This window comes from Streptomyces sp. NPDC101160 (assembly GCF_044768205.1).
Lineage (GTDB): Bacteria > Actinomycetota > Actinomycetes > Streptomycetales > Streptomycetaceae > Streptomyces.
This window is the reverse complement of record NZ_JBIWPJ010000014.1, coordinates 84,930-109,629: the sequence shown is the minus strand read 5'-3', so window position 1 is coordinate 109,629 and position 24,700 is coordinate 84,930. Positions and strand designations below refer to the sequence as shown.

Below are 24,700 nucleotides of genomic sequence, written 5' to 3'. Positions count from 1 at the left end.
CGATGTCCGCAACGAAGACCGCCGTCCCACGGCACAATCTGAAGGTCACGACGGCCCTGCGCCGCTTCGCGATCTCCATCTCCGTGCTCAACATCTTCGGCTACACCGTCCTCGGCTTCGAGCAGCCCTGGACCTGGCCGTTCATCGCCCTGGCGACCTCCTACAGCCTCGAGATCGTCCTGGAGATCCTCGGTGCCCGATCCGAGGGCCGTGCGCCGCGCTTCCTCGGCGGCGGGCCCAAGGGCCTGATGGAGTTCCTCTTCCCCGCCCACATCACCGCTCTCGCCGTGAACATGCTGTCGTACGTCAACGACAAGGTGTGGGTCATGGTGTTCGGCGTCATCGTCGCCGTCGGCACCAAGTGGGTGCTGCGCGCCCCGGTGAAGGGCCGCCTGCGGCACTTCATGAACCCGTCGAACTTCGGCATCGCCGTCATCCTGGTGCTCTTCCCGTGGGCCTCGATCGCCCCGCCGTACCAGTTCACCGAGTACATCGACGGCGGCTTCGACTGGCTGGTGCCGGCGATCATCATCAGCCTCGGCACGATGCTCAACGCCAAGCTCACCGAGCGCATGTGGCTGATCCTCGCCTGGGTCGGCGGCTTCGCCCTCCAGGCCGTCGTGCGTGGCCTGCTGTTCGACACGTCCATCCCCGCGGGCCTCGCGATGATGACCGGCGTGGCGTTCGTGCTCTTCACGAACTACATGATCACGGACCCGGGTACGACCCCGTCCTCGAAGTGGGGCCAGATCGCCTTCGGTGGCGGTGTCGCCACCATGTACGGCGTGCTGACCGCGATGAGCATCGCCTACGGCCTGTTCTTCGCCACCGCCCTGGTCTGCGCCATCCGCGGCGCCTTCCTGTGGACCGCTGACATCGTGTCGAAGAAGCGTGCCGAGGAGGCCCTCGCGCTCGCCGCCGTCACCCAGTCCGTCGCGCAGGCCGACGCCGCCGCGTGCGCCTGCCCCGAGGGTGCCTGCGCCTGCCCGGCCCCGGCGACCGCTGAGGCCGAGACCCCGGCCTGCGCCTGCCCGGAAGGTGCCTGCGCCTGCCCCGCCCCGGCCACGTCCGAGGCCGAGACCAAGAAGATACCGGTGGCCGCATGACCAGGATCGCCATCGTCGGTATGGCCTGCCGCTATCCCGACGCCACGAACCCCAACGAGCTGTGGGACAACGCCGTCGCCGGACGGCGCGCCTTCCGCCGCCTCCCCGACGTCCGGATGAACCTGGACGACTACTGGGACGCCGACCCGGCGACCCCCGACACCTTCTACGCCCGCAACGCCGCGGTCATCGAGGGCTACGCGTTCGACCGGATCGCCCACAAGATCGCGGGCAGCACCTTCCGGTCGACCGACCTCACGCACTGGCTGGCCCTGGACACCGCGGGCCGCGCGCTCGCCGACGCCGGATTCCCCGGCGGCGAGGGCCTGCCGCACGAGCGCACCGGCGTCGTCGTCGGCAACACCCTCACGGGCGAGTTCTCCCGCGCCAACGTGATGCGGCTGCGCTGGCCCTACGTACGACGCGTGATGGCCGCCGCCCTCAAGGACCAGGACATCTGGGACGACGAGCGCATCGCGGAGTTCCTCGACGACGTCGAGGTCTCCTACAAGGAGCCGTTCCCGGCGATCGACGAGGACACCCTCGCGGGAGGCCTCGCCAACACCATCGCCGGCCGGATCTGCAACCACTTCGACCTCAACGGCGGCGGTTACACCGTCGACGGCGCCTGCTCCTCCTCGCTGCTGTCGGTCACCACCGCCGGCACCGCGCTGATCAACGGCGACATCGACGTCGCCGTCGCCGGCGGTGTGGACCTGTCGATCGACCCGTTCGAGATCATCGGCTTCGCCAAGACCGGCGCCCTCGCCAAGGGCGAGATGAAGCTCTACGACCGCGGCTCCAACGGCTTCTGGCCGGGCGAGGGCTGCGGCATGATCGTCATGATGCGCGAGGAGGACGCCCTCGCGGCGGGCCACCGCATCTACGCGACCATCGCGGGCTGGGGCGTCTCCTCCGACGGCCAGGGCGGCATCACCCGCCCCGAGGTCAGCGGCTACCAGCTGGCCCTCAAGCGCGCCTACGAGAAGGCGGGTTTCGGCATCGAGACCGTCGGCCTCTTCGAAGGCCACGGCACCGGCACCGCCGTCGGCGACCGCACCGAGCTCACCGCGCTCATGGGCGCGCGCCGCGAGGCCGACCCGGACGCCGCTCCCGCGGCCATCACGTCCATCAAGGGCATGATCGGCCACACCAAGGCCGCGGCCGGCGTCGCCGGTCTGATCAAGGCGGCCATGGCCGTCAACCACCACATCCTGCCGCCGGCCATCGGCACCACCGACCCGCACGAGCTGCTCACCGACGAGAAGGCCAACCTCAAGGCCCTGCGCAAGGCCGAGGCCTGGCCCGAGGACGCCCCTCGCCGGGCCGGCATCACCGCCATGGGCTTCGGCGGCATCAACACCCACGTCGTCCTCGACGAGCCCGCCGGCCGGCGGCGCACCGGAGTCGGCCGACGCTCCGCCACCCTCGCCCACGCGCTGCAGGACGCCGAACTCCTCGTCGTCGACGGCGACTCCCCGAAGGCGCTGCGCGCCCGGCTCACCGAAGTCGCCGCGTTCGTCGCGAAGGTCTCCTACGGCCAGGTCGCCGACCTCGCCGCCACCCTCCAGCGCGAACTGCGCGGCCTGCCGCACCGCGCGGCCGTCGTCGTCTCCTCCCCGGAGGACGCCGAGCGCCGCCTGACGCACCTGGCCGACCTGCTGGAGTCCGGCGAGACCGCGTACACCGCCGCCGACGGCCGCAGCTTCCTGGGCCGGGCCGCCGGCCGCGCCCGCGTCGGCTTCCTCTTCCCCGGTCAGGGCTCGGGCCACGGCACCGGGGGAGGGGCGCTGCGCCGCCGCTTCCCCGAGGCCGCCGAGGTCTTCGACCGGGCCGCGCTGCCGACCACCGGCGACATGGTCGCCACCGACGTGGCCCAGCCGCGCATCGCCACCGGCTCCGCGGCGGGCCTGCGGGTCCTCGACGCGCTGCGCCTGGAGGCGTCCGTCGCCGTCGGGCATAGCCTCGGCGAGCTCTCCGCCCTGCACTGGGCCGGAGCGTTCGACGAGGAGACGCTGCTCGAGGCGGCGCGGGTGCGCGGCCGGGCCATGGCCGAGCACAGCGCGTCGGGCACGATGGCCTCGCTCGGCGCCAAGCCCGAGCGGGCCGAGGAGCTCATCGCCGGCCTCGACGCCGTCATCGCCGGATACAACGGCCCCGAGCAGACGGTGGTCGCCGGTTCGGTCGAGGACATCGAGGAGGTGCAGCGCCGGGCCGATCGGTCCGAGATCCCCTGCACCCGCCTGAACGTCTCGCACGCCTTCCACTCGCCGCTCGTCGCGGCCTCCGCGGCCTCCTTCGGCGCCTGGCTCGCCACCGCGAGCCCGGGCACCGTGGGCGGACGGATCGTCTCCACCGTCACCGGTGAGGAGCTGACCCCCGACACGGACCTGGCCGCACTGCTCAGCGAGCAGATCACCGGCCCCGTCCGCTTCACCCAGGCGGTGAGCGAGGCGGCGCGCGACGTCGACCTGTTCGTGGAGGTCGGCCCGGGCCGGGTCCTCAGCGGCCTCGCCAAGGCCACCACCGGTGTCCCGGCCGTCGCGCTGAACACCGACGACGAGTCGCTGCGCAGCGTCCTCCAGGTCGCCGGCGCCGCGTTCGTCGCGGGCGCGCACGTCGCCCTCGAGAGGCTGTTCCAGGACCGGCTCATCCGACCCCTGGAAGTGGGCCAGGAGTTCTCCTTCCTCGCCAGCCCCTGCGAGCAGGCGCCGCACGACGTGCCGCTGGCCGAGCGCCGGCCGCGTCCCGCCGCCGCGGCTCCGGCCGCGGCCCCCCGCGCGGAGCGGGCACCGAAGGCCAAGCCGGCACCGAAGGCCGAGCAGGCCGCGGCCGTCGAGGCGGCGCCCGCCGTCGAACCGGCGGATGCGGACGGACCCGACGTGCTCGACGTGCTGCGCACCCTCGTCGCCGAGCGCGCCGAGCTGCCCGCCGACCTCGTCGACCCCGACAGCCGGCTCCTCGACGATCTGCACATGAGCTCCATCACCGTCGGCCAGATCGTCAACCAGGCGGCGTCCCGCCTCGGGATCGCCGCGGCCCAGGTGCCGACCAACTTCGCCACCGCGACGCTGGCCGAACTGGCCGAGGCACTGGACACCCTCATCAGCACCGGCGGCGTGGAGGAGCCCTCCGCGCCCGTCATCGCCGGCGCGGCCCCCTGGGCCCGGCCGTTCGCCGTGGACCTCGACGAGGTCACCCGGCCGTTCGCCGTGACCGACGGCGCCGACGGCGCCTGGGAACTGTTCGGCTCCGAGGGCCACCCGTACGCCGAGCGGCTCCGCGAGAAGCTGGCGACCGCCGGTCTCGGCTCGGGCGTGCTGGCCGTCCTCGCCAAGGACTGCCCGCGGCAGGAGGTGGACCGGGTGCTGGCCGCCGCCAAGAGCGCGCTCGCCGGCGACCGCGAACGCCGCTTCGTCCTCGTCCAGGACGGCCGCGGCGCGGCGGGCCTGGCCAAGACCCTCCACCTGGAGGCCCCGCACCTGCGCACCACCGTCGTCCACACCCCGGTGACGGACGACGTGGTCGATCGGGTCGTGGCCGAGGTGGCGGCGACCACCCGGTTTGCCGAGGTCCACTACGACGAAGCCGGGGTGCGCCGCGTACCGACGCTGCGGGCCCTGCCCGTCCAGCCGGAGCGCACCGACGCGCCGCTGGACGCCTCCGACGTGCTGCTCGTGACGGGCGGCGGCAAGGGCATCTCCGCGGAGTGCGCCCTGGCCGTGGCCCAGAAGACCGGTGCGAAGCTGGCCGTCCTCGGCCGCTCCGACCCGGCCCAGGACCGCGAACTCGCCGAGAACCTCGACCGGATGCGCGACAGCGGCGTCCGCGTGCACTACGCGCGCGCCGACGTCACCGTCCCCGAGCAGGTCGCGGCCGCCGTCGCGGAACTGCGCGAGGCGCTCGGCCCGATCACCGGCCTCCTGCACGGCGCCGGCCTCAACCAGCCGGGCGCGCTGACCGGATTGACCGCGGAGGACTTCGCCCGCACCTTCGGCCCCAAGGTCGACGGCCTGCGCACGGTCCTCGACGCGGTGGGCGCCGGCGAGCTCAAGCTGCTGGTCAGCTTCGGCAGCATCATCGGCCGGGCGGGACTGCGCGGCGAGGCCCACTACGCCACCGCCAACGAGTGGCTGGCCGACCTCACCGAGCAGGTCGCCCGCACCCACCCGAACGTCCGCGCCCGCTGCATGGAGTGGTCCGTGTGGTCCGGCGTCGGCATGGGCGAGAAGCTCTCCGTCGTCGAGTCGCTGTCCCGCGAAGGCATCACCCCGGTCTCCCCGGACCAGGGCGTGGAGATCCTGCTGCGCCTCATCGAGGACCCGGACGCGCCCGTCGTCACCGTCATCAGCGGGCGTACGGAAGGCATCGACACCGTCCGCCGCGACCTGCCGACGTTGCCCCTGCTGCGCTTCACCGGCAACCCGCTGGTGCGCTACCACGGCGTCGAGCTGGTCACCGAGGTCGAGCTGAACGCCGGCACCGACCCGTACCTGGCCGACCACCTCCTCGACGGCAACCTGCTGCTGCCGGCCGTCATCGGCATGGAGGCCATGACCCAGGTCGCCTCCGCCGTCACCGGCCGGACCGGGGTGGCCCCCGTCATCGAGGGTGCGAAGTTCCTGCGGCCCATCGTCGTGCCGCCGAACGGCAGCACCCGGATCCGGATCGCGGCGACCGTCACCGCGACCGACACCGTCGACGTGGCCATCCACGCCGAGGACACCGGGTTCGTCGCCGAGCACTTCCGCGCCAGGCTCGTCTTCTCCGACGTCCCGGCGCCGGACGGTCCGCCGCTCCAGGTCCCCGAGGACACCCCGGTCGTCCCGCTGGACCCGGCCGCCGACCTGTACGGCAGCGTCCTGTTCCAGGGCGCCCGCTTCCAGCGGCTGCGCCGCTTCCACCGGGCCGCGGCCCGGCACGTGGACGCCGAAGTCGCCGTCCAGCAGCAGCCGGAGGGCTGGTTCGCCGGGTTCCTGCCCGGTGAGCTGCTGCTCGCCGACCCGGGCATGCGTGACGCGCTCATGCACGGCAACCAGGTGTGCGTCCCGGACGCCACGCTGCTGCCCTCGGGCGTGGAGCGGATCCACACCCTCGGATCGGGCGGCCACGTCCCCGATCGGCTGCGGTACACCGCGGTCGAGCGCAGCCGCGACGGCGACACGTACGTGTACGACATCGCCGTGCGCGACGAGGACGGCACCGTCGTCGAGCGCTGGGACGGCCTGACCCTGCACGCGGTGCGCAAGACCGACGGGTCCGGCCCGTGGGTCGCCCCGCTGCTCGGCCCGTACCTGGAGCGTTCGCTGGAGGACGTCGTCGGCAGCCGTGTCGCGGTCGCCGTCGAGCCGCACGGGGACGCCCCCGCCGGCTCGGTCGCCCAGCGCCGCGGCTTCACGGCGGACGCCGCCGCCCGGGCGCTCGGCAGCCCGGTCGCCGTCCGGCACCGCCCGGACGGGCGCCCCGAGCTGGAGCCGGGGCGGCACATGTCGATGTCGGCGGCGCACGGTCTGGGGGTCACCCTCAGCGCCGTCTCCGACACCGAGGTCGCCTGCGACATCGAGGCGGTCAGCATGCGTTCGGCCCACGAGTGGCGCGGACTGCTCGGAGACCACGCCCCGGTCGCCGAACTGGTCGCCAAGGAGACCGGCGAGGCGCCGGACACGGCCGCGACCCGTGTGTGGGGTGCCGTGGAGTGCCTGCGGAAGGCCGGCATCATGGCCGGCGCGCCGCTGACGGTGCTGCCGCGCCGCAAGGACGCCTGGGTGGTCTTCGCCGCCGGCGACCTGCGGATCGCGACCTTCGTCACCGCGCTGCGCGACGCCCTGGAGCCCGCTGTCTTCGCGTTCCTCACCCACGAAACGCCTCTCTCCGAAGGGCGGTCCTAGACCATGGCGGACGACTACTTCGAGTACCGGCACACGGTCGGCTTCGAGGAGACCAACCTCGTCGGCAACGTGTACTACGTGAACTACCTGCGCTGGCAGGGCCGGTGCCGCGAGCTGTTCCTGCAGCAGAAGGCGCCGGACGTGCTGGCCGAGGTGCAGGACGACCTGAAGCTGTTCACGCTGAAGGTGGACTGCGAGTTCTTCGCCGAGATCACCGCCTTCGACGAGCTGTCCATCCGGATGCGGCTGTCCGAACTGGGCCAGACCCAGCTCGAGTTCACCTTCGACTACGTGAAGGTGACCGGCGGGGCCGAGGTCCTGATCGCGCGCGGCCGCCAGCGGATCGCGTGCATGCGCGGTCCGAACACCAACACCGTGCCCTCGCGGATCCCGGACGGTCTGGCCCGCGCCCTGGAGCCGTACGCCCAGGGGCAGGCGCTGGCCGGGCGGGCGGCATGAGCACCCTGGCCGCCGCGCCGCCGCGGGACGCCGTCACCGGCGACCCCGTGCGGCTGCGGCGGGCCCTCGGGGCCTTCGCCACCGGCGTGACCGTCGTGACGGTGGGCGGAGCCGTTCCGCGGGGCATGACCGCCAACTCGTTCACCTCGGTGTCGCTCGACCCGGCCCTCGTGCTGCTGTGCGTGGGCAACGACGCCGTCATGAACCGGGTCCTCGCCGAGGCCGACACCTTCGCGGTGTCGGTCCTCGGCGCCGGCCAGGAGGAGGTGGCACGGCACTTCGCCGACCGCTCCCGGCCGTTCGGAGCCGCGCAGTTCGACGCCGTCGAGTGGCTGCCCGGCGAGACCACCGCCGCCCCCCTGATCGCGGGGGCGGCGGCCCACTTCGAATGCGCCCGGTGGCGGACGTACGACGGCGGCGACCACACGATCCACGTCGGACGGGTGCTCGCCCTGGACGAGCTGCCGGGCCGTGAGCCGCTGGTCTTCCACGGCGGCCGCTTCCGCCAGGTCGTCCCGCAGCCGCGAGGGAGTCGCCCATGAGCGTGCATCCGCCGGGTCCGCCCATGTGGGCGCTGCCGGGTCTGCTGCGCAAGCTGGCCGTCGACCGGCTCGGCATGATGCGGGACGCGGCCGCGCTCTCCGATGCCGTCCGCGTCTCCATGGGCCCCAAGAAGCTGTACATCTTCAACCGGCCCGACTACGCCAAACACGTGCTCGCCGACAACGCGGCCAACTACCACAAGGGCATCGGCCTGGTGGAGTCCCGCAAGGTGCTCGGCGACGGGCTGCTCACCAGTGAGGGCGAGCTGTGGCGCGCTCAGCGCCGAAACGTGCAGCCCGCCTTCAAGCCGGGTCGGATCGCCGCCCAGGCCGGGGCCGTCGCGGAGGAGTCGGGCCGGCTGGTGGAGCTGCTGCGCCGGCGCGCCGGGGACCAGCCCGTCGACCTCCTCCAGGAGGTCACCGGGCTCACCCTCGGGGTGCTGGGCCGGACCCTCATGGACACCTCCCTCGAGGGGCACGGCGGCATCGCGCACGCCTTCGAGGCCGTCCAGGACCAGGCCATGTTCGACATGGTCTCGCAGGGCATGGTGCCGACCTGGGTGCCGTTCGGCACCCAGCGGCGGTTCCGTGCGGCCCGCAAGGAGCTCACCCGGATCGTCGACGCGCTGGTCACCGACCGCGGCGCCCGCATGAGCGAGGGCGACGGCGCGGACGACGCGTTCGCCCGGATGATCCTCGCCGCCCGCGAGCGCGAGGACCCGGCCCTGGCCCGGCGGCTGCTGCAGGAGGAGCTGGTCACCCTGCTGCTCGCCGGTCACGAGACGACGGCGAGCACGCTCGGCTGGACGCTGCTGCTGCTCGCCCGCCACCCGCACGTCCGCGACCTGGTGCGTGAGGAGGCCCGCGGCGTGCTGGCGGGCGGCCGCCTGCCCGAGACCGAGGACCTGCACAAGCTGACCTACACCACGCAGGTCGTGCAGGAGGCCATGCGGCTGTATCCGCCGGTGTGGATCCTGCCGCGGATCGCCCAGGGCCCCGACGAGGTCGGCGGGTTCAGCGTGCCGGCCAAGGCCGATGTGCTGGTGAGCCCGTACACGCTGCACCGCCACCCGGAACTGTGGGAGGACCCGGAGCGCTTCGACCCGGGCCGCTTCGACCCGTCGCGGGTGGCGAACCGGCCACGGTACGCGTACATCCCCTTCGGCGCCGGACCGCGGTTCTGCGTCGGCAGCAACCTCGGGATGATGGAGGCGGTCTTCGTGACCGCGCTGGTCACCCGGGACCTCGACCTGACCGTGGTGCCGGGTCACGAGGGGATCGCCGAGCCGATGATGTCGCTGCGGATGCGCGGGGGACTGCCGATGACGATCCGTCCGGCGGACTGAGCGGCACGGGAACGAAAAAGAGGGCCGGCCACGGTGGATACCGTGGCCGGCCCTCTTCGCACGTGGTCAGCCGGCGATGCGGTCCAGGGCGTCGGTCCGCAGGTCGAGCAGGGCCATCAGGATCGGCGGGTCCAGGGCGTCCAGCGGACGGAGCGTGATCTCGGCCGGCATGAGGAGCGTGTCCTGGTGCGCGGTGACCGGTCCGTACGAGCCGACGGACACGATGTCCTCGTCTCCGGTGCCGGACGGGAGATGCTCGTAGCCGTAGGGGACGGAGTGCACGAGGACGTACCAGGTGCCGGCCGGGATGTCGCGCAGCTCGAAGGAGCCGGGGCCGTTCAGGACCGCGCAGCGCACCGGCTGCCCCTGCGGGACGGGGGTGGGGAACAGGCCCACGAAGCAGTGGCCGGGCGTGCGGTCCTCGGGCAGGTGCACTCGGCCGCGCAGGGACCCGTGGACGCCCTCGGCCGGGACGGCCGCATGCTCACCGGGACCGATTTCCTGGGTGAAGCCCTCCAATTCCCGGAACATGCTCGGGGAGACGCCGACACAGGACTTGAAACGGGAACTGAACGTGCCCACGCTGCTGTACCCGACCTGGCTGCTGATATCGGCGACGCTGAAATTTGTTTCGAGCAGGAGACGCTTTGCCTCCTGGAGGCGCAGGGCGGAGAGATAACGGCCGGGAGAAGTGCCCGTCACATCCCGGAACACCCGGGTGAAGTGGAACTTGCTGAACATGGCGGTACGGGCCATGTCATCGATGGTCAGCTCCTGGCCGAGATTCGCATGCATTTCATTGATCACGCGAAGGACAGCGGCCTCGATGGCGGTGGTGGTCACCGTTTCTCCCTGTCGTTGAATCATGCACCCTGCCGAGATCCGGAGGTCGCGTGCCGTGACGGAGCGGGGGGCGCGTCGGTCAGTCGCCGCCGGCTGAGGTCCTCGGCGAACCTCCGCCAGGCGTGGGAGCACTGGAGGGCCAGTTCCGCGACCGTGTCGGTGCAGTGCGGGGGGACGGCGTCGGCCTGCTGCCGCCAGGCCTCGTCGACCACGAAGTGGGTGTGCAGCCAGCGCAGGAAGTGGCGCCCGGACTCCGAGTGCCGCAGCGACGGGTCGCCCGCGAGCCGCCGCAGGGTCTCCAGCGAGCCGCGGGTGCGGCTCGAGCCGGAGGAGGCGGTCGTGGTGCTCGGGGCGGCGCGCGTCTCGGGCGGGGGAGCGGGGTGGTCCGCGGTCGGCGTGATCGTCGGCGCGGGCGCCGCCGTAGGTCGTTCGGCCGCAGGCCGGCGGCCCTGCGGCACGGGGGCCTCACCGCGCAGCAGCCGCCTGCGCACGTCGTGGGCCGTGCCCAGGGACAGGCCGGTCTCCTTGACGATCGCCCGAAGCGGCAGGTCGGGGTGGCGGGTCATCAGCTCGGCGGCGCGGATGCGCTCGGCCGTGCGGTCGAGCGGATGAGGACGGCCGTCGGCCCCGATCCTGATGTTCGACTGCGGAGAATCCACGGTCGAACGCGGACGGATCGTGGCGACCGTCTTCGCGTCGAGGCCGGTGTAGGAGGCGACGACCCGGTCCGAGAGGTCGGGCTGTGCGCGCAGGATGCGCTCGGCGGCGGCCTTGCGGTCCGCGACCGACAGCGGAAGGCCGTGGGCGACGTTGGCCGTCACCGCGCGGAGAAACGCTTCTTCGTCCGCGCCGTCGAAATACTGCACCTCCACGGAGGAGAGCCCCATCGAGGCCGCCGCGGCGACGCGGTGCATCCCGTCGATCACGCGCATGGTCGCGCGGTGGACGAGGACCGGGGGAAGCGAGGCGTAGACGTCGGTGAGGCGTCGCACGTGGTCGTCGTCGACACCGTTCAGGCGCGGCGAGTCGGCCGGCAGCAACGCCTCGATCCGCACCCGGTGGGTGAAGTTGGCAGGCAGCGTCAGAGTTCTGTCGTTGCTGTCCACCTCTCCCATTCCCCCCTGGCGAGATCGAGGCGTGCCCGGCGTGCCCCCAAGAACTCCGCGGAAATGGACTCGGTTACCGCGGAGAGCAATGCATCCGGGGAAACGATAGTGAACGCCCTCTTTTTTTCGGGCGGGAGCGACGGGAGACGTGCCGACTTTGGCTAGTCGTCCGGGCGGTCGATGTTCGGGCGAACGCCGATGGGGTTGGTTGTTTGAAAAGACTCGCCGGTTCTAGCTTTTTCTCACGCCGACAGGAAGTCCCGACAAAGCGAACCGGAGGTTGAGTTGCCTGCAGTGAGAAGGGTCAGAAAGATCCCCGAGCGCCGGGTCGACATCGCCCCCGCCACCACGATCACGCTGGAGGCCTACGCGGACACCATCGTCCCGGGCGAGAAGCGCTGGCCGGGGGACCGGGCGATCGCCGGAGTCAGCACCGGTGGCGGCGCGGTCACCTCGGGCGCGCTCGACCTCCTGCGCTGGGACGCCACCGGCATCCACGACGGCCTGGACGATCTGGCGAATCTGGTCAACGACCACGCCAGGAACTACGCCGAGAAGGCCGGCCTGACGCTCGACACCGACGTGCCGCCCTTCGTCGCCCTCGACTACGACGACCGTGTCGCCCTGATCGTGGAGCTGACCACCCCCGGGCACCCGGAGAAGGACTTCTGGGTCCTGCTCTCCCTCTTCTGCAACATGGCCTACGACTCCGCCGCCCACCTGCACACCGACGAGGCCCTCGCGGACGGCCATCCGGGGCTGACGGCCATGGGCATCACCCAGCCCGACACCGACGGCCTGTGGCGCTTCCAGGACTTCGGATACGGCCGGCAGCTCGCGAACGTCCACCCCGACACGACCCCCACCGGGAGCCCAGCATGAGCACCTCGATCGAGAAGACCGACGTCCTGGTCATCGGAAGCGGCTTCGGTGGCGCGATCGCGGCCTACCACCTCGCCGCCGGCGGCGCCAAGGTCACCGTTCTGGAGCGCGGCCCCTGGCTGAAGAACGACGAGTTCGAGCACGACTACAAGCTCGGCTCCTCCTACACCCGGATCTTCGACTTCGTCGTCGGCGACGGCATGAGCGTGCTCGGCGGCAACTGTGTCGGCGGCGGCAGCGTCGTCTACTTCGCGGCCATGCCCCGGGCCCCCAAGTTCGTCTTCGAGCGGCACGGCAGCATCGGCCGCCGGATGTGGCCCAAGGCCGTCAGCCGTGCCACCCTCGACCCGTGGTACGACCGGATCGAGGAGTCCCTGTCGGTCACCAAGCCGGACTGGAACGAGGCCTCCTACGCGGGCGGCCTGTGGGCCGCCGCCTGTGATCACGCCGGGCGCACCGCCAACCCGCTCGCCGCCTCGGTCGACAACTCCAAGTGCGTCAACTGCAACTTCATGATGGCCGGCTGCCGCTTCGAGGCGAAGCAATCGCTCACGGTCAACTACCTGCCCGGCGCGCTCGCCCACGGCGCGGAGATCCGCCCGCTGCACGAGGTTCAGTACCTGTCGCGGACCCCCGAGGGCGACTACCGGGTCCACTACAACATCGTCGACGACGAGGACTACCGCATCCACACCGGATCCGGTGTCATCGAGGCCAAGCTCGTCGTCATGGCGGCGGGTGCGGGCGCGACGCCCGTCATCCTCCAGCGCAGCGAGGCCCACCTCGGCACCATGCCGCACGCGGTCGGCCGCTACTTCTCCGGCAACGGCGAGCGCCTCAACACGGCCATCCTCAACGAGGACAAGGTCGCCGAGATCCTCGGCCTGTCCCGCGGCGACGGGAACCTCCCCTACGGCGCCAACGCGATCGGCAAGGGTCCGACCGTGGCGAGCTGGGACAAGCTCGACGGCTCCCTGCCCGAGTACTCCCGGTACTCGCTGGAGCAGCTCTACTTCCCGCCGGGCCTCGGCACCATCCTCGCCCAGGTGCCCGACGCCACCGGTCCGACGACCTGGTTCGGCAAGGAGAAGAAGGAGATCCTCAAGAACTGGAAGTCGTGGCTGACGATCTTCTGCATGACGGAGGACGACAACGAGGGCGTCTTCGGCCCGCCGCCGGCGACCGGCAACTCCATGCGCATCTCGCAGCAGATGCTCGGTCGCGGCAACCTGTCGTACAAGCCGACGAAGAACACCTGGCACGGCTGGAACCAGGCCGACGCCGACGTCAAGGAGATCCTGGAGAAGGACGGCCTCGCCAAGGTGATGCCGTGGACCAACGATCTGGTCGGTGCCTACACCGTCCATCCGCTGGCCTCCTGCCGCATGGGCGACGACCCGAACACCTCGGCGCTCGACGACACCAACGAACTGCGCGGCCACTCCGGCATCTTCGTCACCGACGGATCGGCCGTCCCGGGCGCCCTGACCGTCAACCCGGCCATGACCATCGCCGCGCTCGCCGAGCGTGCCGTACCGCACATCGTCGCTGCCGCTCAGGCCAGGGGGATCGACGTCACCTACGGCGCCCCGGCCCCCACCGGCTACAAGAGCGGACGCAACGGCGTGCTGCCGCTGCTCAAGCAGAAGCGGCTCGCCACCGTGTGACCTTCCTGACCGGCCTTTCGCCGACCAGTGAGTTGTTTGACGAAACCTTCACCCGATGACCATTCGGTTGCTTCACGCAACCCGGATCCGAGCAGGAGGCGGCGGTGCGACCGCTCGTAAGAATCATGCTGAGGGGCTCCCTCAAGCAGATCCGGCACATCGCGGCCGTCCCGCACACCGAGGCTCGCGGCCTGGTGGCCGAGGTCTACGCCCAGGCCCGACGGGAGTTCGGCGTCGTGGCCCCGCCGCTGGCGCTGCACTCGCCGGCACCCGAGGCGCTCGCCGCCTCCTGGCTGCTGCTGCGCGAGACCCTTCTCGCCGAGAGCCGGGTGAGCCGGGCCGCCAAGGAGGCCGTCGCGACCGCGGTGTCCCGGGCCAACGACTGCTCCTACTGCGTCGAGGTCCACGAGGCCACGCTCGAGACCCTGTCCGGCGCGGGTGCCCACGGGGCGCTCGCCGAGCGGGTGTTCGGCGGAGACACCGGACCGGCGGGGGAGGAGCCGCTGCCCTTCGACGCGGCCGACGCCCCTGAGATCCTCGGCACCGCCGTCACCTTCCACTACCTCAACCGGATGGTCCGGCTCTTCCTGCCGGACTCGCCCGTTCCCGACGCGGCACCCGCCGCCGGGCGCGGACCCGTGATGCGGATGGTCGCCCGGGCGATGCGCCCCGACACCGGCACGGCCGTCGTGCCCGGTGCGTCGCTCAACCTGCTGCCCGCCGCGCCGCTGCCCGCGGGACTCGGCTGGGCACGGCCCAACCCCGCCGTCGCCGACGCCCTCGCCCGGGCCGTCGCCTCCGTCGACTACGCCGCCGAGCGCTGGATCCCCGAGTCCGTACGCGAACTGCTGCACACCGAACTCGCCGCGCACGACGGCACGACCCCCGGCCCGAGCCGCGCCTGGCTCGCAGCGGCGACCGCCGGCCTCACGGCCGAGCACCTGCCCGCCGGGCGGCTCGCCCTCCTCATCGCCCTCAACCCGCACCAGATCACCGACGCGGACATCACCGAATTCCGCGCCGCCCACCCCGGTGACCGGGAACTGGTGGAGCTCGCCTCCTGGGCGGCCCTCACCGCGGCCGTCGGCATCGGCGCCCGTTTCACCATCCCTCACCCCGTGACTTCCGCCGCCCACTGACCGGCGGCCCCCCTCCACCCCTTCCTCTCAAGGAGACCCGGACATGAGCTCGCTGAACGACGTTCTGAAGGCCCTCGCCACCGACATCGAGGAGACCGCCCGTCTCGTCGAGGGCCTGGACGAGGAGACCTGGCACACCGAGACCCCCGCCCCCGGCTGGAGCATCGCCGACCAGGTCGCCCACCTGACCTTCATCTTCCACCTGGCCGGCACCGCGGCGTCCGACCCCGAGGGCTTCGCGAAGCTCGCCGCCGGCGCCGCCGGCGACTTCGACGGGGCGGTCAACGCCGCGCTGAAGCAGTTCAACCAGTTCCCGCCCGCGCAGCTCCTGGCCCGCTTCCGCGCCCTGGGCCAGCAGTCGGTCGACGCGCTCGCCGCCGTCCCGGAGGACCAGGTCGTGCCGTGGCTGGTCAACCCGCTGCCGCCGACCGTCCTCGCCTCCGCCGGAATCATGGAGATCTTCGGCCACGGGCAGGACATCGCCGACGCGCTGGGCGTGCGCCGCGAGGCCACCGAGCGCCTGCGCCACCTGGTCTTCTTCGCCTTCCTCACCCGGGACTTCGGCTACCTCTCCCGGGGCCTCACCCCGCCGGCCGAGCCCTTCCGCATCGAGGTGACCGCCCCGACCGGCGAGATCTGGGCGTACGGCCCCGAGGACGCCGCCAACAAGGTCACCGGCCCCGCCGAGGACTTCTGCCTGCTGGTCACCCGCCGCCGCCACCGCGAGGACCTCGCCCTCGTCGCCACCGGCGAAGAGGCCGACCGCTGGCTCGACATCGCCCAGGCCTACCGCGGCCCGGCGGGCGAGGGCCGCACGCCCGGCCAGTTCGCCCACCAGAACTGCGAGCACTGAGCGGCCGTGACGACACGATCGGCCGCCCGCCGCACCCCGGGCGGCTTACCCGGCCCGCGCACGCGGCCCCGAAGCCCACCAACCCCGACCTCCCGTACCGCCCCGCCGCGAGGAGCACCCCCATGACCGCCACCCCCCTGCGTACCGCCGTCGTCATCGGCTGCGGCACCACCGGCACCTCCGTGGCCCTCGCCCTCACCGGCGCGGGCATCGACGTGGCCCTGATCGACGACGATCCGAGGGCCACCGCCGAGGCCGTGGCCCTCGGCGCGGGCACCCCCTGGACCCCGGGGCGCCCGCCCGCCGACCTCGTCGTCGTCGCCACCCCGCCGTCCGCGGTCGTCGACACCCTGTACAGCGCCCAGAGCAGGGGGCTCGGGGAGGTCTACACCGACACGGCCGGCACGAAGGACGTCGTCGCCGACGACGCCGAGCTGCGCGGCTGCGACCTCAAGGGTTACGTGCCCGGCCACCCGCTGGCCGGCCCCGACGCCTCCGGTCGCGCCGCCGCCGACGCCGGACGGTTCACCGGCCGGCCCTGGGTGCTGTGCCCCTACGAGACCACCCCCGGCTGGGCCCTGGAGACCGTCTCCGCCCTGATCGAACTGTGCGGCGCACAGCGCCTGGACCTGACACCCGAGGTGCACGACCGGCTTGTCGCCGAGCTGTCTCACGCCCCGCACGTGGTCGCGGCCGCCCTGTCCTCCCGCTTCTCCGACAGCTCTTCGGCGTTCCTGGGCCTCGCCGAGGCGGCACTGGGCGACGCCGTCCGCACGGCGGGCGGCGACCCGTGGCTGTGGGGCGACGTCCTGGCGCACAACGCGGGCCCGGTCGCCGACGTCCTCGACCGGATCGCCGGCCAGCTCGCCCGGGCCTCCGCGATCCTGCGTGAGGGCGACGCCTCGGCACCGCTCGAGCTCGCCCTGACCCTCGAGGAGGGAAGGCGCGGACAGACCGCCCTCCGCCGGGCCGGCGGGCCGGGCACGACGCGAGATGCGCGCGCCGGCGGACGGGTGTGAGGGTCGCGTGGTGACAGCCCCCTCCTTCTCGCCGCGGCGCGGCGCCCCGGCCCGATGGCCCGCCCGCGCGCGGCACCTGGCCAAGCGTCTGTTCCACTCCGCCTACTGGTCCCTGTCGGACTACGGCTGGGTCTGGATCGGTCCGGCGCCGCGCGCCGGACACGTCGTCCCGCTCCACGGGCCGCCGCGCGGCCACCCCGAGCGGCTGTGCGAGGACCGCCCGCTGAGCGCCGTGGAACAAGCCCTGGAACGGCAGCTGCGCGAGGCCTTGGGCTCAGCCACCGGCAACACCGCAAACTGAGAGATGTGACGGCCCCGGCGCGGGTGTGACCTTCTAGGCACGACCGCGGCAGGAGGCACCCGTCATGTCCGATGACAGCCGCGGGGTGACCATCACCCCGCAGGACGACCGATACGCAGGGCTGGTGGAGGGCTACAACCACCGGTTCACCGGGCGTCCCGAGGTGATCCGCCGTGCGCGCACCACGGACGAGGCGGTCGCCGCCGTGCAGGACGCCGTCGACACCGGACGCCGGATCGCCGTGCGCAGCGGCGGCCACTGCTTCGAGGACTTCACCGCGTCCCCCGACATCCAGGTGCTCCTCGATCTCTCCGCGCTGTGCGCCGTCTCGTACGACGACGCGATGGGCGCCTTCGTCGTCGGCGGCGGCACCCGCCTGGACCGGCTCTACCAGGAACTGCACGACGGCTGGGGCGTCACCGTCCCCGCCGGAACCTGCTTCGAGGTGGGCGTCGGCGGCCATATCTGCGGCGGCGGCTACGGACACCTCTCCCGGCGCGACGGTCTGGTCGTCGACCACCTGTACGCCGTCGAGGTCGTCACCGTCGACGAGACCGGGCGCGCCCGGGCGATCGTCGCCACCCGCGAGCCGGACGACCCCCACCACGACCTGTGGTGGGCCCACACCGGAGGTGGCGGCGGCAGCTTCGGCGTCGTCACCCGCTTCTGGCTGCGCTCGCCCGGACCCGCGCCGGCCACCCCCGAACAGGCGCTGCCCCGGGCCCCCCGCCGGATCCGCCGCGCCGACGTCACCTGGTCCTGGGACGACCTGAACGAGGAGTCGTTCACGGCCCTGCTGCGCAACTACACCGACTGGTACGAGAAGAACAGCGCGCCGGACTCACCGGGCCGCCACATCTGGAGCAACCTCATCGTCCTGCACCGGTCCGCCGGGGCGTTCTTCATGAACACCGTCGTCGACGAGGACGTGCCCGGCGCGGCGGAGCTGATGGCGGAACATCTCGCGGCGATCACCGCCGGCACCGGCGCCCGGCCCGTTTCGGTCGAGGAGCAGGTCGTGTCCTGGATGGACACCTGGATGCCCTCCTACAGCTGGCCGAGCGATCCCCGAGGCCGCTACAAGAACAAGGCCGGCTATCTGCGCCGGGGCTTCACCGATCACCAGCTGGCCGCCGTCCACCGCCATCTGACCGACCCCGGCTATGACAACCCCATGGCCTGCCTGGTGCTGACCGGATTCGGCGGCCAGGTCAACGCGGTCGCCCCCGACGCCACCGCCGTGCCCCAGCGCGACGCCGTCATCAAGGCGTCCTACTCCGCGGGAGCCTGGACCGCGCCGGACGAGGACGAGCTGCACATCGCCTGGGTGCGCCGCTTCTACCAGGACGTGTACGCCGAGACCGGGGGCGTCCCCCGGCCCGACGACGTCAACGACGGCTCGTACATCAGCTACCCGGACGTGGACCTCGCCGACCCGGCCTGGAACACCTCGGACACCGGGTGGCAGTTCCTCTACTTCAAGGACAACTACCCCCGCCTGCAGCGGGTGAAGAAGCGCTACGACCCGCGCGACGTGTTCCGCCACGCGCTCTCCGTCGAGCTGCCCCCCTCCTGACCGTCCGTGCGCACCGCCGACGGCGGTGCGCGCCGTTCCCACCACCGTCAAACCCTGGGAGATCCGTATGACCGCCACGATCACCGCCACCGCTCTGGCCGACGACACCGCGGCGCTCGCCGCCGTGCCGCAGCGCATCGTCGCCGCCTGGGCCGCGCACGACGCGTCCGCCTTCGCCGAGGTGTTCACCGAGGACGGCACGATGGTGCTGCCCGGCGTCCACGAGACCGGGCGCGAGAGCATCGCCGCCTTCATGTCCCAGGCGTTCGCCGGACCGTACAAGGGCACCCAGGTCACCGGCACGCCGGTCGCCGTCAAGTTCCTCTCGCCCGAGAACGCCGTCGTCATCACCCAGGGCGGCGTGCTCGCCCCGGGTGAGACCGAGCCCGCTCCGCAGCGCGCCGTGCGTGCCATCTGGGTGCTGACGAAGCAGGACGGCGAATGGCTCATCGCCGCCTACCAGAACACCCCGCGCAACACCCCGTGACCGGCACCGCCTTCGAAGAGGAGAACACCGTGGCCCTCACAGCCGCACACCGGGCGGTGGTGCTCGGCGGCAGCATGGCGGGACTTCTCGCCGCACGCGTTCTCGCCGACGCCTACGCGGAGGTCCTGCTGGTCGACCGCGACCGTCTCGTCGACGTCACCGGGCCCCGCCGCGGGGTCCCGCACGGGCGGCACGCGCACGGTCTCGTCGCGCGCGGGCAGCAGGTCCTGGAGGAGCAGTTTCCGGGGCTGACCGAGGACCTGGCGGCCGCGGGCGCCGAACCCGGCGACTTCGGCCATGCCTGCCACTGGTACTTCAACGGCCGGCGCATCGCCCCCGCGGACACCGGCCTTGTCTCCGTCCCCGCCGGCCGCCCGGTGCTCGAGGAGCAGGTGCGGCGCCGGGTGCAGCAGATCCCCAACGTCCGGTTCGTGGAGGAACACGACATCCTCGGGCTGCTGACCACCCCCGACCGCACCCGGGTCACGGGCGCGCGGATCCAGGCCCGCGCGGCGGGCAGCGAGCCGGAGGAGCTCGAGGCCGACCTGGTCGTCGACACCACCGGCCGTGGCTCCCGCACCCCCATCTGGCTGGAGGAGCTCGGCTACGCGCGCCCCGAGGAGGAGCGCGTCGAGATCGACCTCGCGTACACCACGCGCCACTACCGCATCGACCACGACCCGCTCGGCGACGCCCAGGCGATCATCCCCGCGGCGACGCCGGAGCACCCGCGCGGTGGTCTGTTCTACCGGCTGCCCGGTGACGGCGACATCTACGAGCTCTCCCTCACGGGCATCCTCGGCGACCATGCCCCCACGGACCCCGAGGGCTTCGACGCCTTCATGCGCTCGCTGCCCATCCCCGACCTGTACGAGGCCGTGGCCGGTGCCGAACCGGTCGACGACCCGGTGATGTTCCGCTACCCGGCCAGCGTCTGGCGCCACTACGAGCGACTGGAACGCTTCCCGGACGGGCTGCTGGTCATGGGCGACGCCGTGTGCAGCTTCAACCCCGTCTACGCCCAGGGCATGACGGTGGCCGCGCTGGAGTCACTGGCCCTGCGCAGGCACCTCGCCTGCCTGGAGCGCCCGCGGGCGAACGCCTTCTTCAAGAACATCGCCGCCCTCATCAAGGCGCCCTGGGAGCTCGCCGCCGGATCGGACCTGGGGTACGAGGGCGTCGCCGGACGGCGCACGCTCAAGGTCAGGATGGCCAACGCCTACGTCGCCCGGCTCCAGGCCGCCGCCGAGCACGACCCGGAGCTCAGCAACGCGTTCATCCGCGTCGCCGGGCTCGTCGATCCACCGCAGGCCCTGATGCGGCCGCGTCTGATGCTGCGGGTCCTGCGGGCCTCGCGCGCCGCGCGCCGCGCCGGCGAGACCGCCGCATCGCGACGGCAGCCCCGAGCCGCCGCCGCATCCCGCTGACGCCCGTCCCGCGCACGTGTACCACGAGAGGCTTTCCATGCGTCCCTTCCGCATCGAGATTCCGCAGGCCGACATCGACGACCTGCACGAGCGCATCGCGCGCACCCGCTGGCCCGAGGGCGAGATCCCCGACGCCGGCTGGTCCCGGGGCGTTCCGGCGGACTATCTCAAGGAGCTGGCCGAGTACTGGCGTTCCGGCTTCGACTGGCGTGCCGCCGAGGCCCGGCTGAACCAGTACCCGCAGTTCATCACCGAGATCGACGGCGCCGACGTGCACTTCCTGCACGTGAAGTCGCCGGTTCCGGACGCCCGACCGCTGATCATCACGCACGGCTGGCCCGGGTCCGTCGCCGAGTTCCTCGACGTGATCGGCCCCCTCACCGACCCGGCGGCGCACGGCGGCGACCCCGCCGACGCCTTCCACGTCGTCATCCCCTCGATCCCCGGATACGGGTTCTCGGGCCCGACCGGTGCGGCCGGCTGGGACACCCGCCGGGTGGCCCGCGCCTGGGCCGAGCTGATGAGCCGCCTCGGCTACGACCGCTACTTCGTGCAGGGCGGCGACTGGGGCATGGCGATCTCCCTGGAGCTGGGCCTCGCCGACCCCGATCACGTCGCGGGCGTCCACGTGAACATGTTCGTCACCTTCCCGCCGCAGGACCCGGCGGCGTTCGAGGGGCTGGACGCGACCGACCTGGCGCGGCTGGACTTCGCGGGCCGGTTCCAGCAGGACGGCATGGGATGGCAGCGCATCCAGTCCACCCGGCCCCACACCCTGTCGTACGGACTGACGGACTCGCCCGTCGGCCAGCTCGCCTGGATCGTCGAGAAGTTCAAGGAGTGGACGGCCTCCGACAAGGTTCCGGAGGACGCGGTCAGCCGCGACCACCTCCTCACCAACGTCTCGATCTACTGGTTCACCGCCACCGCAGGCTCCAGCGCCCAGCTCTACTACGAGTCCGCCCACGGCGACGAGGCGTTCGTCCGGACCTGGGGCGGCCCGTGGCCGCTGCAGGCGCCGGTCGGCGTGGCCGTCTTCCCCGAGGACGCCGCGCTGCCGATCCGCCGCTGGGCGGATCCGCTGCTGCCCACGCTCAGCCGCTGGACCGAGTTCGACAAGGGCGGTCACTTCGCCGCGATGGAGCAGCCCGAGCTGCTCGTCGAGGACGTCCGCGCCTTCGCGCGTCCGCTCCGCTGACCAGCGCATCCCCGTACACCCGATCAGCAGTGAGGGCGGCCCGGCGCATCGCACGCCCGGCCGCCCTCACGCGTCCACAGGAGACCTCCCCGTGTCCACCACACTCCGACAGAGACCCACCAGCATCACCGTGCCGGCCGCCGGTCCCGCCCGCACCGAGCGTGCCTCCGGCCTGCCGGCGCGGCTTCCGGGGCTGACCGGGCTGCGCTTCGTCGCCGCGCTGCTCGTGTTCGTCTACCACGCGACGTACGTGCCGGTGTTCGCCGACGGCGGCGTCCAGCAGACCTACGCCTTCCTCGCCGGCAAGGCCGGCAACCTCGGCGTCTCGTTCTTCTTCGTCCTCAGCGGCTTCGTCCTCACCTGGGCGGCGCGGGCCGACGACAGCGCGCCGCGCTTCTGGCGCCGGCGCTTCTTCAAGATCTTCCCCAGCCATGTGCTGGTCTTCGCCCTCGCCCTGGCCCTGCTGCCGTTGAGCGGCATGCCGCTGAAGCCGGTGGAGGCGCTGGCAAACCTGTTCCTCGTGCAGTCCTGGCTGCCCGACAGCGACTTCATGATCTACGCGGTCAACGGTGTGACCTGGTCGCTCTCGGTCGAGCTCGCCTTCTACGCGGCCTTTCCGCTGCTGCTGCGGCTGATCCGCGCCATCCGGCCGGAGCGGCTGTGGGTCTGGGCCCTGGCGGTCGTCGCCGCCGTCGTCGCCGTCCCCGTCGTCACCTCGGCGACCCTCGACGGTCCGCCCAACATGATGGTGCCCGGCGTCTCGTGGGCGCAGCTGTGGACCGGCTACTTCGCCCCGCCGGTGCGCGCGCTGGAGTTCGTGGCCGGCATGCTGGCCGCGCGGCTGGTCCTGGAGGGCCGCTGGAAGCTCCGCATCGGCGTGGTGCCGGCGTCCCTTCTCGTCGCCGCCGCGTACGCGGCCGCGCTGTTCGTGCCGGTCGTCTACGGCTTCGCCGCGGTCTTCACGGTGCCGCTCATGGTGCTGATCGCGGCCGTGGCGCAGCGTGACGCCCAGGGGCGGTACGGCCTGCTCGGCAGCCGGCCGATGCAGTGGCTCGGCGACGCCTCGTACAACGTCTTCCTGCTCAACCTGCTCGTCCTGCTCAACCTGCACCCGGTGCTCGGTTCGCCGACGCTGAGTACCGGAGCCGCGATCCTCTACCACCTGGGGACCCTGGCGCTGACCGTCGTCCTCGCCCGGCTGATCTACGTCCTGGTGGAGCGGCCGGCCATGCGGCGGTGGAGCTGACCCCCCGCACACGCGTGCTGCCGGCGGACGGGCCGCCGGCAGCACGGGAGGTGACGCGGGAGGTACGGGTCAGACGCCGGTGAGGACGTCCCGCTCGCGCTCGGCGGGCTGGGCCGGGGCGGCCGGGGCGGCCGGGGCGGTGCGCCGGTCGAAGAGAGTGCGCAGCTTCCGGCTGAGCGGCTGCTCCAGCGCGTAGTGGCTGATCATCGCGGCGACGACAGAGGTCGCCAGGGAGAAGGTCACCATCGGCCAGAAGCCGACCTGGCCGCGGAGCATCGCGTCCGACACGGCGGTCTTCCCGAAGATCCAGCCGTCCTGGAGGATCACGTACACGAAGAAGACGTGCCACAGGTAGACGCCGTACGAGATGCGGCCGAGATAGACGATCGGACGGTTCGTCAGGACGGCGTCCATGACACGGGACTTCGCGCCCGGTGCCACCACGGGGATGACGAGGAACATGGCGAACAGGAAGAATAGCACGTGCATGACCATCTGCTGGGTCAGCGCGCCCCAGTCGCCCATGCCCGGGTTGCCGAACGGCTGCGGCACGTTGAGCGCGTACGCGACGAGGGCCAGGGCCCAGAACAGCAGCGGGCGCTTGGCCGCCACCCGGTAGAGCGCGGGAGTCCGTCCGGTGGCCTCGGCGTAGGCGGTGAGCACGGCGAGGGCCATGCCGCCGGCGAAGAAGCCGATGTAGCCGAACGGGAAGAAGTTCAGGTACCACACGTCGGCGGTCATGGACGGCAGGAAGCAGTAAGCGGTCCAGCCGGCGCCGATCAGGACCAGGGCGATGATCGGGACGAACATGCGGCGCATCCGGCGGGCGGGGTCCTCGACGCGCCCGGCCAGCTTGTGGACCAGCCAGCCCACGGCCGGCAGCGACAGGTAGAAGATCATCTCGGCCGGGACGGTCCAGGTGGGCTCGAGGCCGACGATCCACTCGGTGCGCACGAAGAAGTGCACCATGAGGATCGGCCGCAGCACGTACCAGACGCTGTCGATCTTGTCGTAGTTGAGCACCCCGATCGCCACGAGCGTGACCAGCCAGAAGGCCGGGACGATGCGGAGGACGCGCCGCCACAGGAAGGGCAGCACAGCGGGCTTCGGGGTACCGGACATCGTGCGCCGGGCGAACGGCAGGTACAGCATGAGGCCCGACAGAACGAAGAACGGCGGCAGGAAGACGCCCATGCCCGCCGTGAGGTGGCCCCATACGTTGTCGCGCGGGTCGGAGAAGTGGTGCATCACTCCCGCGCTGTAGGACACATGGAAGACGAGGACCGCGAGGGCGCACAGGCCGCGCAGTCCGTCGAGGGCGGGAACCCTCGTCTTCTCTATGGGCCCTCCGCCCGCTTTGCCCGTTGTGCGTGTAGCCACAGTCGGCGCTCCTTGTGAATGAATCAAGCCACCTGATCAGGTCATCGCGATCCTGGCGGCGGCCGGGGCGGGGCCGCACCTTCTGCCGTGCTCTTCTGGTGGCGGGAACGCCGTGCAGGGTCGGGGGGGGGGGGGGGGGGGCCCCGCCCCCCCCCCCCGCCGCCCCCCCCCCCCCCCCCGCCCCCCGGGCCCCCGGCGCCGCCCGCGCCGCGACAACCACGACCGCCCCCCCCCG

19 protein-coding genes are annotated in these 24,700 nt (G+C 72.3%); 16 read left to right on the top strand and 3 right to left on the bottom strand.

The genetic code is table 11. From position 1 onward, the window contains the following. Positions 1-2: 2 nt before the first annotated feature. Genes ACIRSU_RS35170 through ACIRSU_RS35150 form a run of 5 tightly spaced genes read left to right on the top strand, consistent with a single transcriptional unit; the run spans position 3 to position 9,341 of the window. Entirely contained in the window at positions 3-1,106 is a 1,104-nt protein-coding gene (locus ACIRSU_RS35170; protein ID WP_403801281.1) for an enediyne biosynthesis protein, read from the top strand. After that, positions 1,103-6,994: a type I polyketide synthase gene (locus ACIRSU_RS35165; RefSeq protein WP_403801279.1), complete on the top strand. Its 5,892-nt coding sequence runs from the start codon at positions 1,103-1,105 to the stop codon at positions 6,992-6,994. Before ACIRSU_RS35170 ends, ACIRSU_RS35165 begins: the two co-directional genes overlap by 4 nt. 3 nt (positions 6,995-6,997) lie before the next feature. Continuing rightward, positions 6,998-7,453: an acyl-CoA thioesterase gene (locus ACIRSU_RS35160; protein WP_403801276.1), complete on the top strand. Its 456-nt coding sequence runs from the start codon at positions 6,998-7,000 to the stop codon at positions 7,451-7,453. Further along, entirely contained in the window at positions 7,450-7,995 is a 546-nt protein-coding gene (locus ACIRSU_RS35155; protein WP_403801273.1) for a flavin reductase family protein, read from the top strand. Before ACIRSU_RS35160 ends, ACIRSU_RS35155 begins: the two co-directional genes overlap by 4 nt. Further along, on the top strand, positions 7,992-9,341 hold the full coding sequence (locus tag ACIRSU_RS35150; protein WP_403801270.1) for a cytochrome P450: 1,350 nt from the start codon (positions 7,992-7,994) through the stop codon (positions 9,339-9,341). Before ACIRSU_RS35155 ends, ACIRSU_RS35150 begins: the two co-directional genes overlap by 4 nt. A gap of 66 nt (positions 9,342-9,407) precedes the next feature. Here ACIRSU_RS35150 and ACIRSU_RS35145 read toward each other — a convergent pair whose 3' ends face one another. Then, positions 9,408-10,184 carry a helix-turn-helix domain-containing protein gene (locus ACIRSU_RS35145; protein ID WP_403801268.1) on the bottom strand — a complete coding sequence of 259 codons (777 nt, stop codon included), beginning with the start codon at positions 10,182-10,184 and terminating at the stop codon, positions 9,408-9,410. A gap of 20 nt (positions 10,185-10,204) precedes the next feature. Beyond that, positions 10,205-11,299, bottom strand: coding sequence for a ParB/RepB/Spo0J family partition protein (locus ACIRSU_RS35140; protein WP_403801265.1), 1,095 nt, complete (start codon positions 11,297-11,299; stop codon positions 10,205-10,207). A gap of 285 nt (positions 11,300-11,584) precedes the next feature. Between ACIRSU_RS35140 and ACIRSU_RS35135 the strand changes: the two genes are divergently transcribed. The 11 genes from ACIRSU_RS35135 (at position 11,585) to ACIRSU_RS35085 (ending at position 23,085) form a co-directional block, all read left to right on the top strand. Further along, positions 11,585-12,172, top strand: a complete 588-nt coding sequence (locus tag ACIRSU_RS35135; RefSeq protein ID WP_403801263.1) for a DUF5987 family protein — start codon at positions 11,585-11,587, stop codon at positions 12,170-12,172. Then, on the top strand, positions 12,169-13,839 hold the full coding sequence (locus tag ACIRSU_RS35130) for an FAD-dependent oxidoreductase (protein ID WP_403801260.1): 1,671 nt from the start codon (positions 12,169-12,171) through the stop codon (positions 13,837-13,839). The genes ACIRSU_RS35135 and ACIRSU_RS35130 overlap by 4 nt, the downstream gene beginning before the upstream one ends. A 104-nt stretch (positions 13,840-13,943) precedes the next feature. Further along, complete coding sequence (locus ACIRSU_RS35125) at positions 13,944-14,978, top strand: carboxymuconolactone decarboxylase family protein (protein ID WP_403801257.1); 1,035 nt, start codon at positions 13,944-13,946, stop codon at positions 14,976-14,978. Between the two features lie 43 nt (positions 14,979-15,021). Continuing rightward, positions 15,022-15,831, top strand: a complete 810-nt coding sequence (locus tag ACIRSU_RS35120; RefSeq protein WP_403801254.1) for a TIGR03084 family metal-binding protein — start codon at positions 15,022-15,024, stop codon at positions 15,829-15,831. Positions 15,832-15,953: 122 nt separating this feature from the next. After that, a complete protein-coding gene (locus ACIRSU_RS35115) occupies positions 15,954-16,850 on the top strand; it encodes a prephenate dehydrogenase/arogenate dehydrogenase family protein (protein WP_403801252.1) in 897 nt (298 codons plus the stop codon). A gap of 10 nt (positions 16,851-16,860) precedes the next feature. Further along, complete coding sequence (locus ACIRSU_RS35110; RefSeq protein ID WP_403801249.1) at positions 16,861-17,151, top strand: DUF6059 family protein; 291 nt, start codon at positions 16,861-16,863, stop codon at positions 17,149-17,151. Between the two features lie 64 nt (positions 17,152-17,215). Next, a complete protein-coding gene (locus ACIRSU_RS35105) occupies positions 17,216-18,727 on the top strand; it encodes an FAD-binding oxidoreductase (protein WP_403801247.1) in 1,512 nt (503 codons plus the stop codon). Positions 18,728-18,794: 67 nt separating this feature from the next. Beyond that, positions 18,795-19,214, top strand: a complete 420-nt coding sequence (locus ACIRSU_RS35100) for an SgcJ/EcaC family oxidoreductase (protein ID WP_403801244.1) — start codon at positions 18,795-18,797, stop codon at positions 19,212-19,214. Positions 19,215-19,243: 29 nt separating this feature from the next. Further along, positions 19,244-20,641, top strand: a complete 1,398-nt coding sequence (locus tag ACIRSU_RS35095) for an FAD-dependent oxidoreductase (protein WP_403801241.1) — start codon at positions 19,244-19,246, stop codon at positions 20,639-20,641. Between the two features lie 37 nt (positions 20,642-20,678). Continuing rightward, a complete protein-coding gene (locus tag ACIRSU_RS35090; protein WP_403801238.1) occupies positions 20,679-21,839 on the top strand; it encodes an epoxide hydrolase family protein in 1,161 nt (386 codons plus the stop codon). A 91-nt stretch (positions 21,840-21,930) separates the two neighbouring features. Then, positions 21,931-23,085: an acyltransferase family protein gene (locus ACIRSU_RS35085; protein ID WP_403801236.1), complete on the top strand. Its 1,155-nt coding sequence runs from the start codon at positions 21,931-21,933 to the stop codon at positions 23,083-23,085. A 69-nt stretch (positions 23,086-23,154) separates the two neighbouring features. Here ACIRSU_RS35085 and ACIRSU_RS35080 read toward each other — a convergent pair whose 3' ends face one another. Continuing rightward, entirely contained in the window at positions 23,155-24,465 is a 1,311-nt protein-coding gene (locus ACIRSU_RS35080; protein WP_403801233.1) for an acyltransferase family protein, read from the bottom strand. Positions 24,466-24,700: the final 235 nt, after the last annotated feature.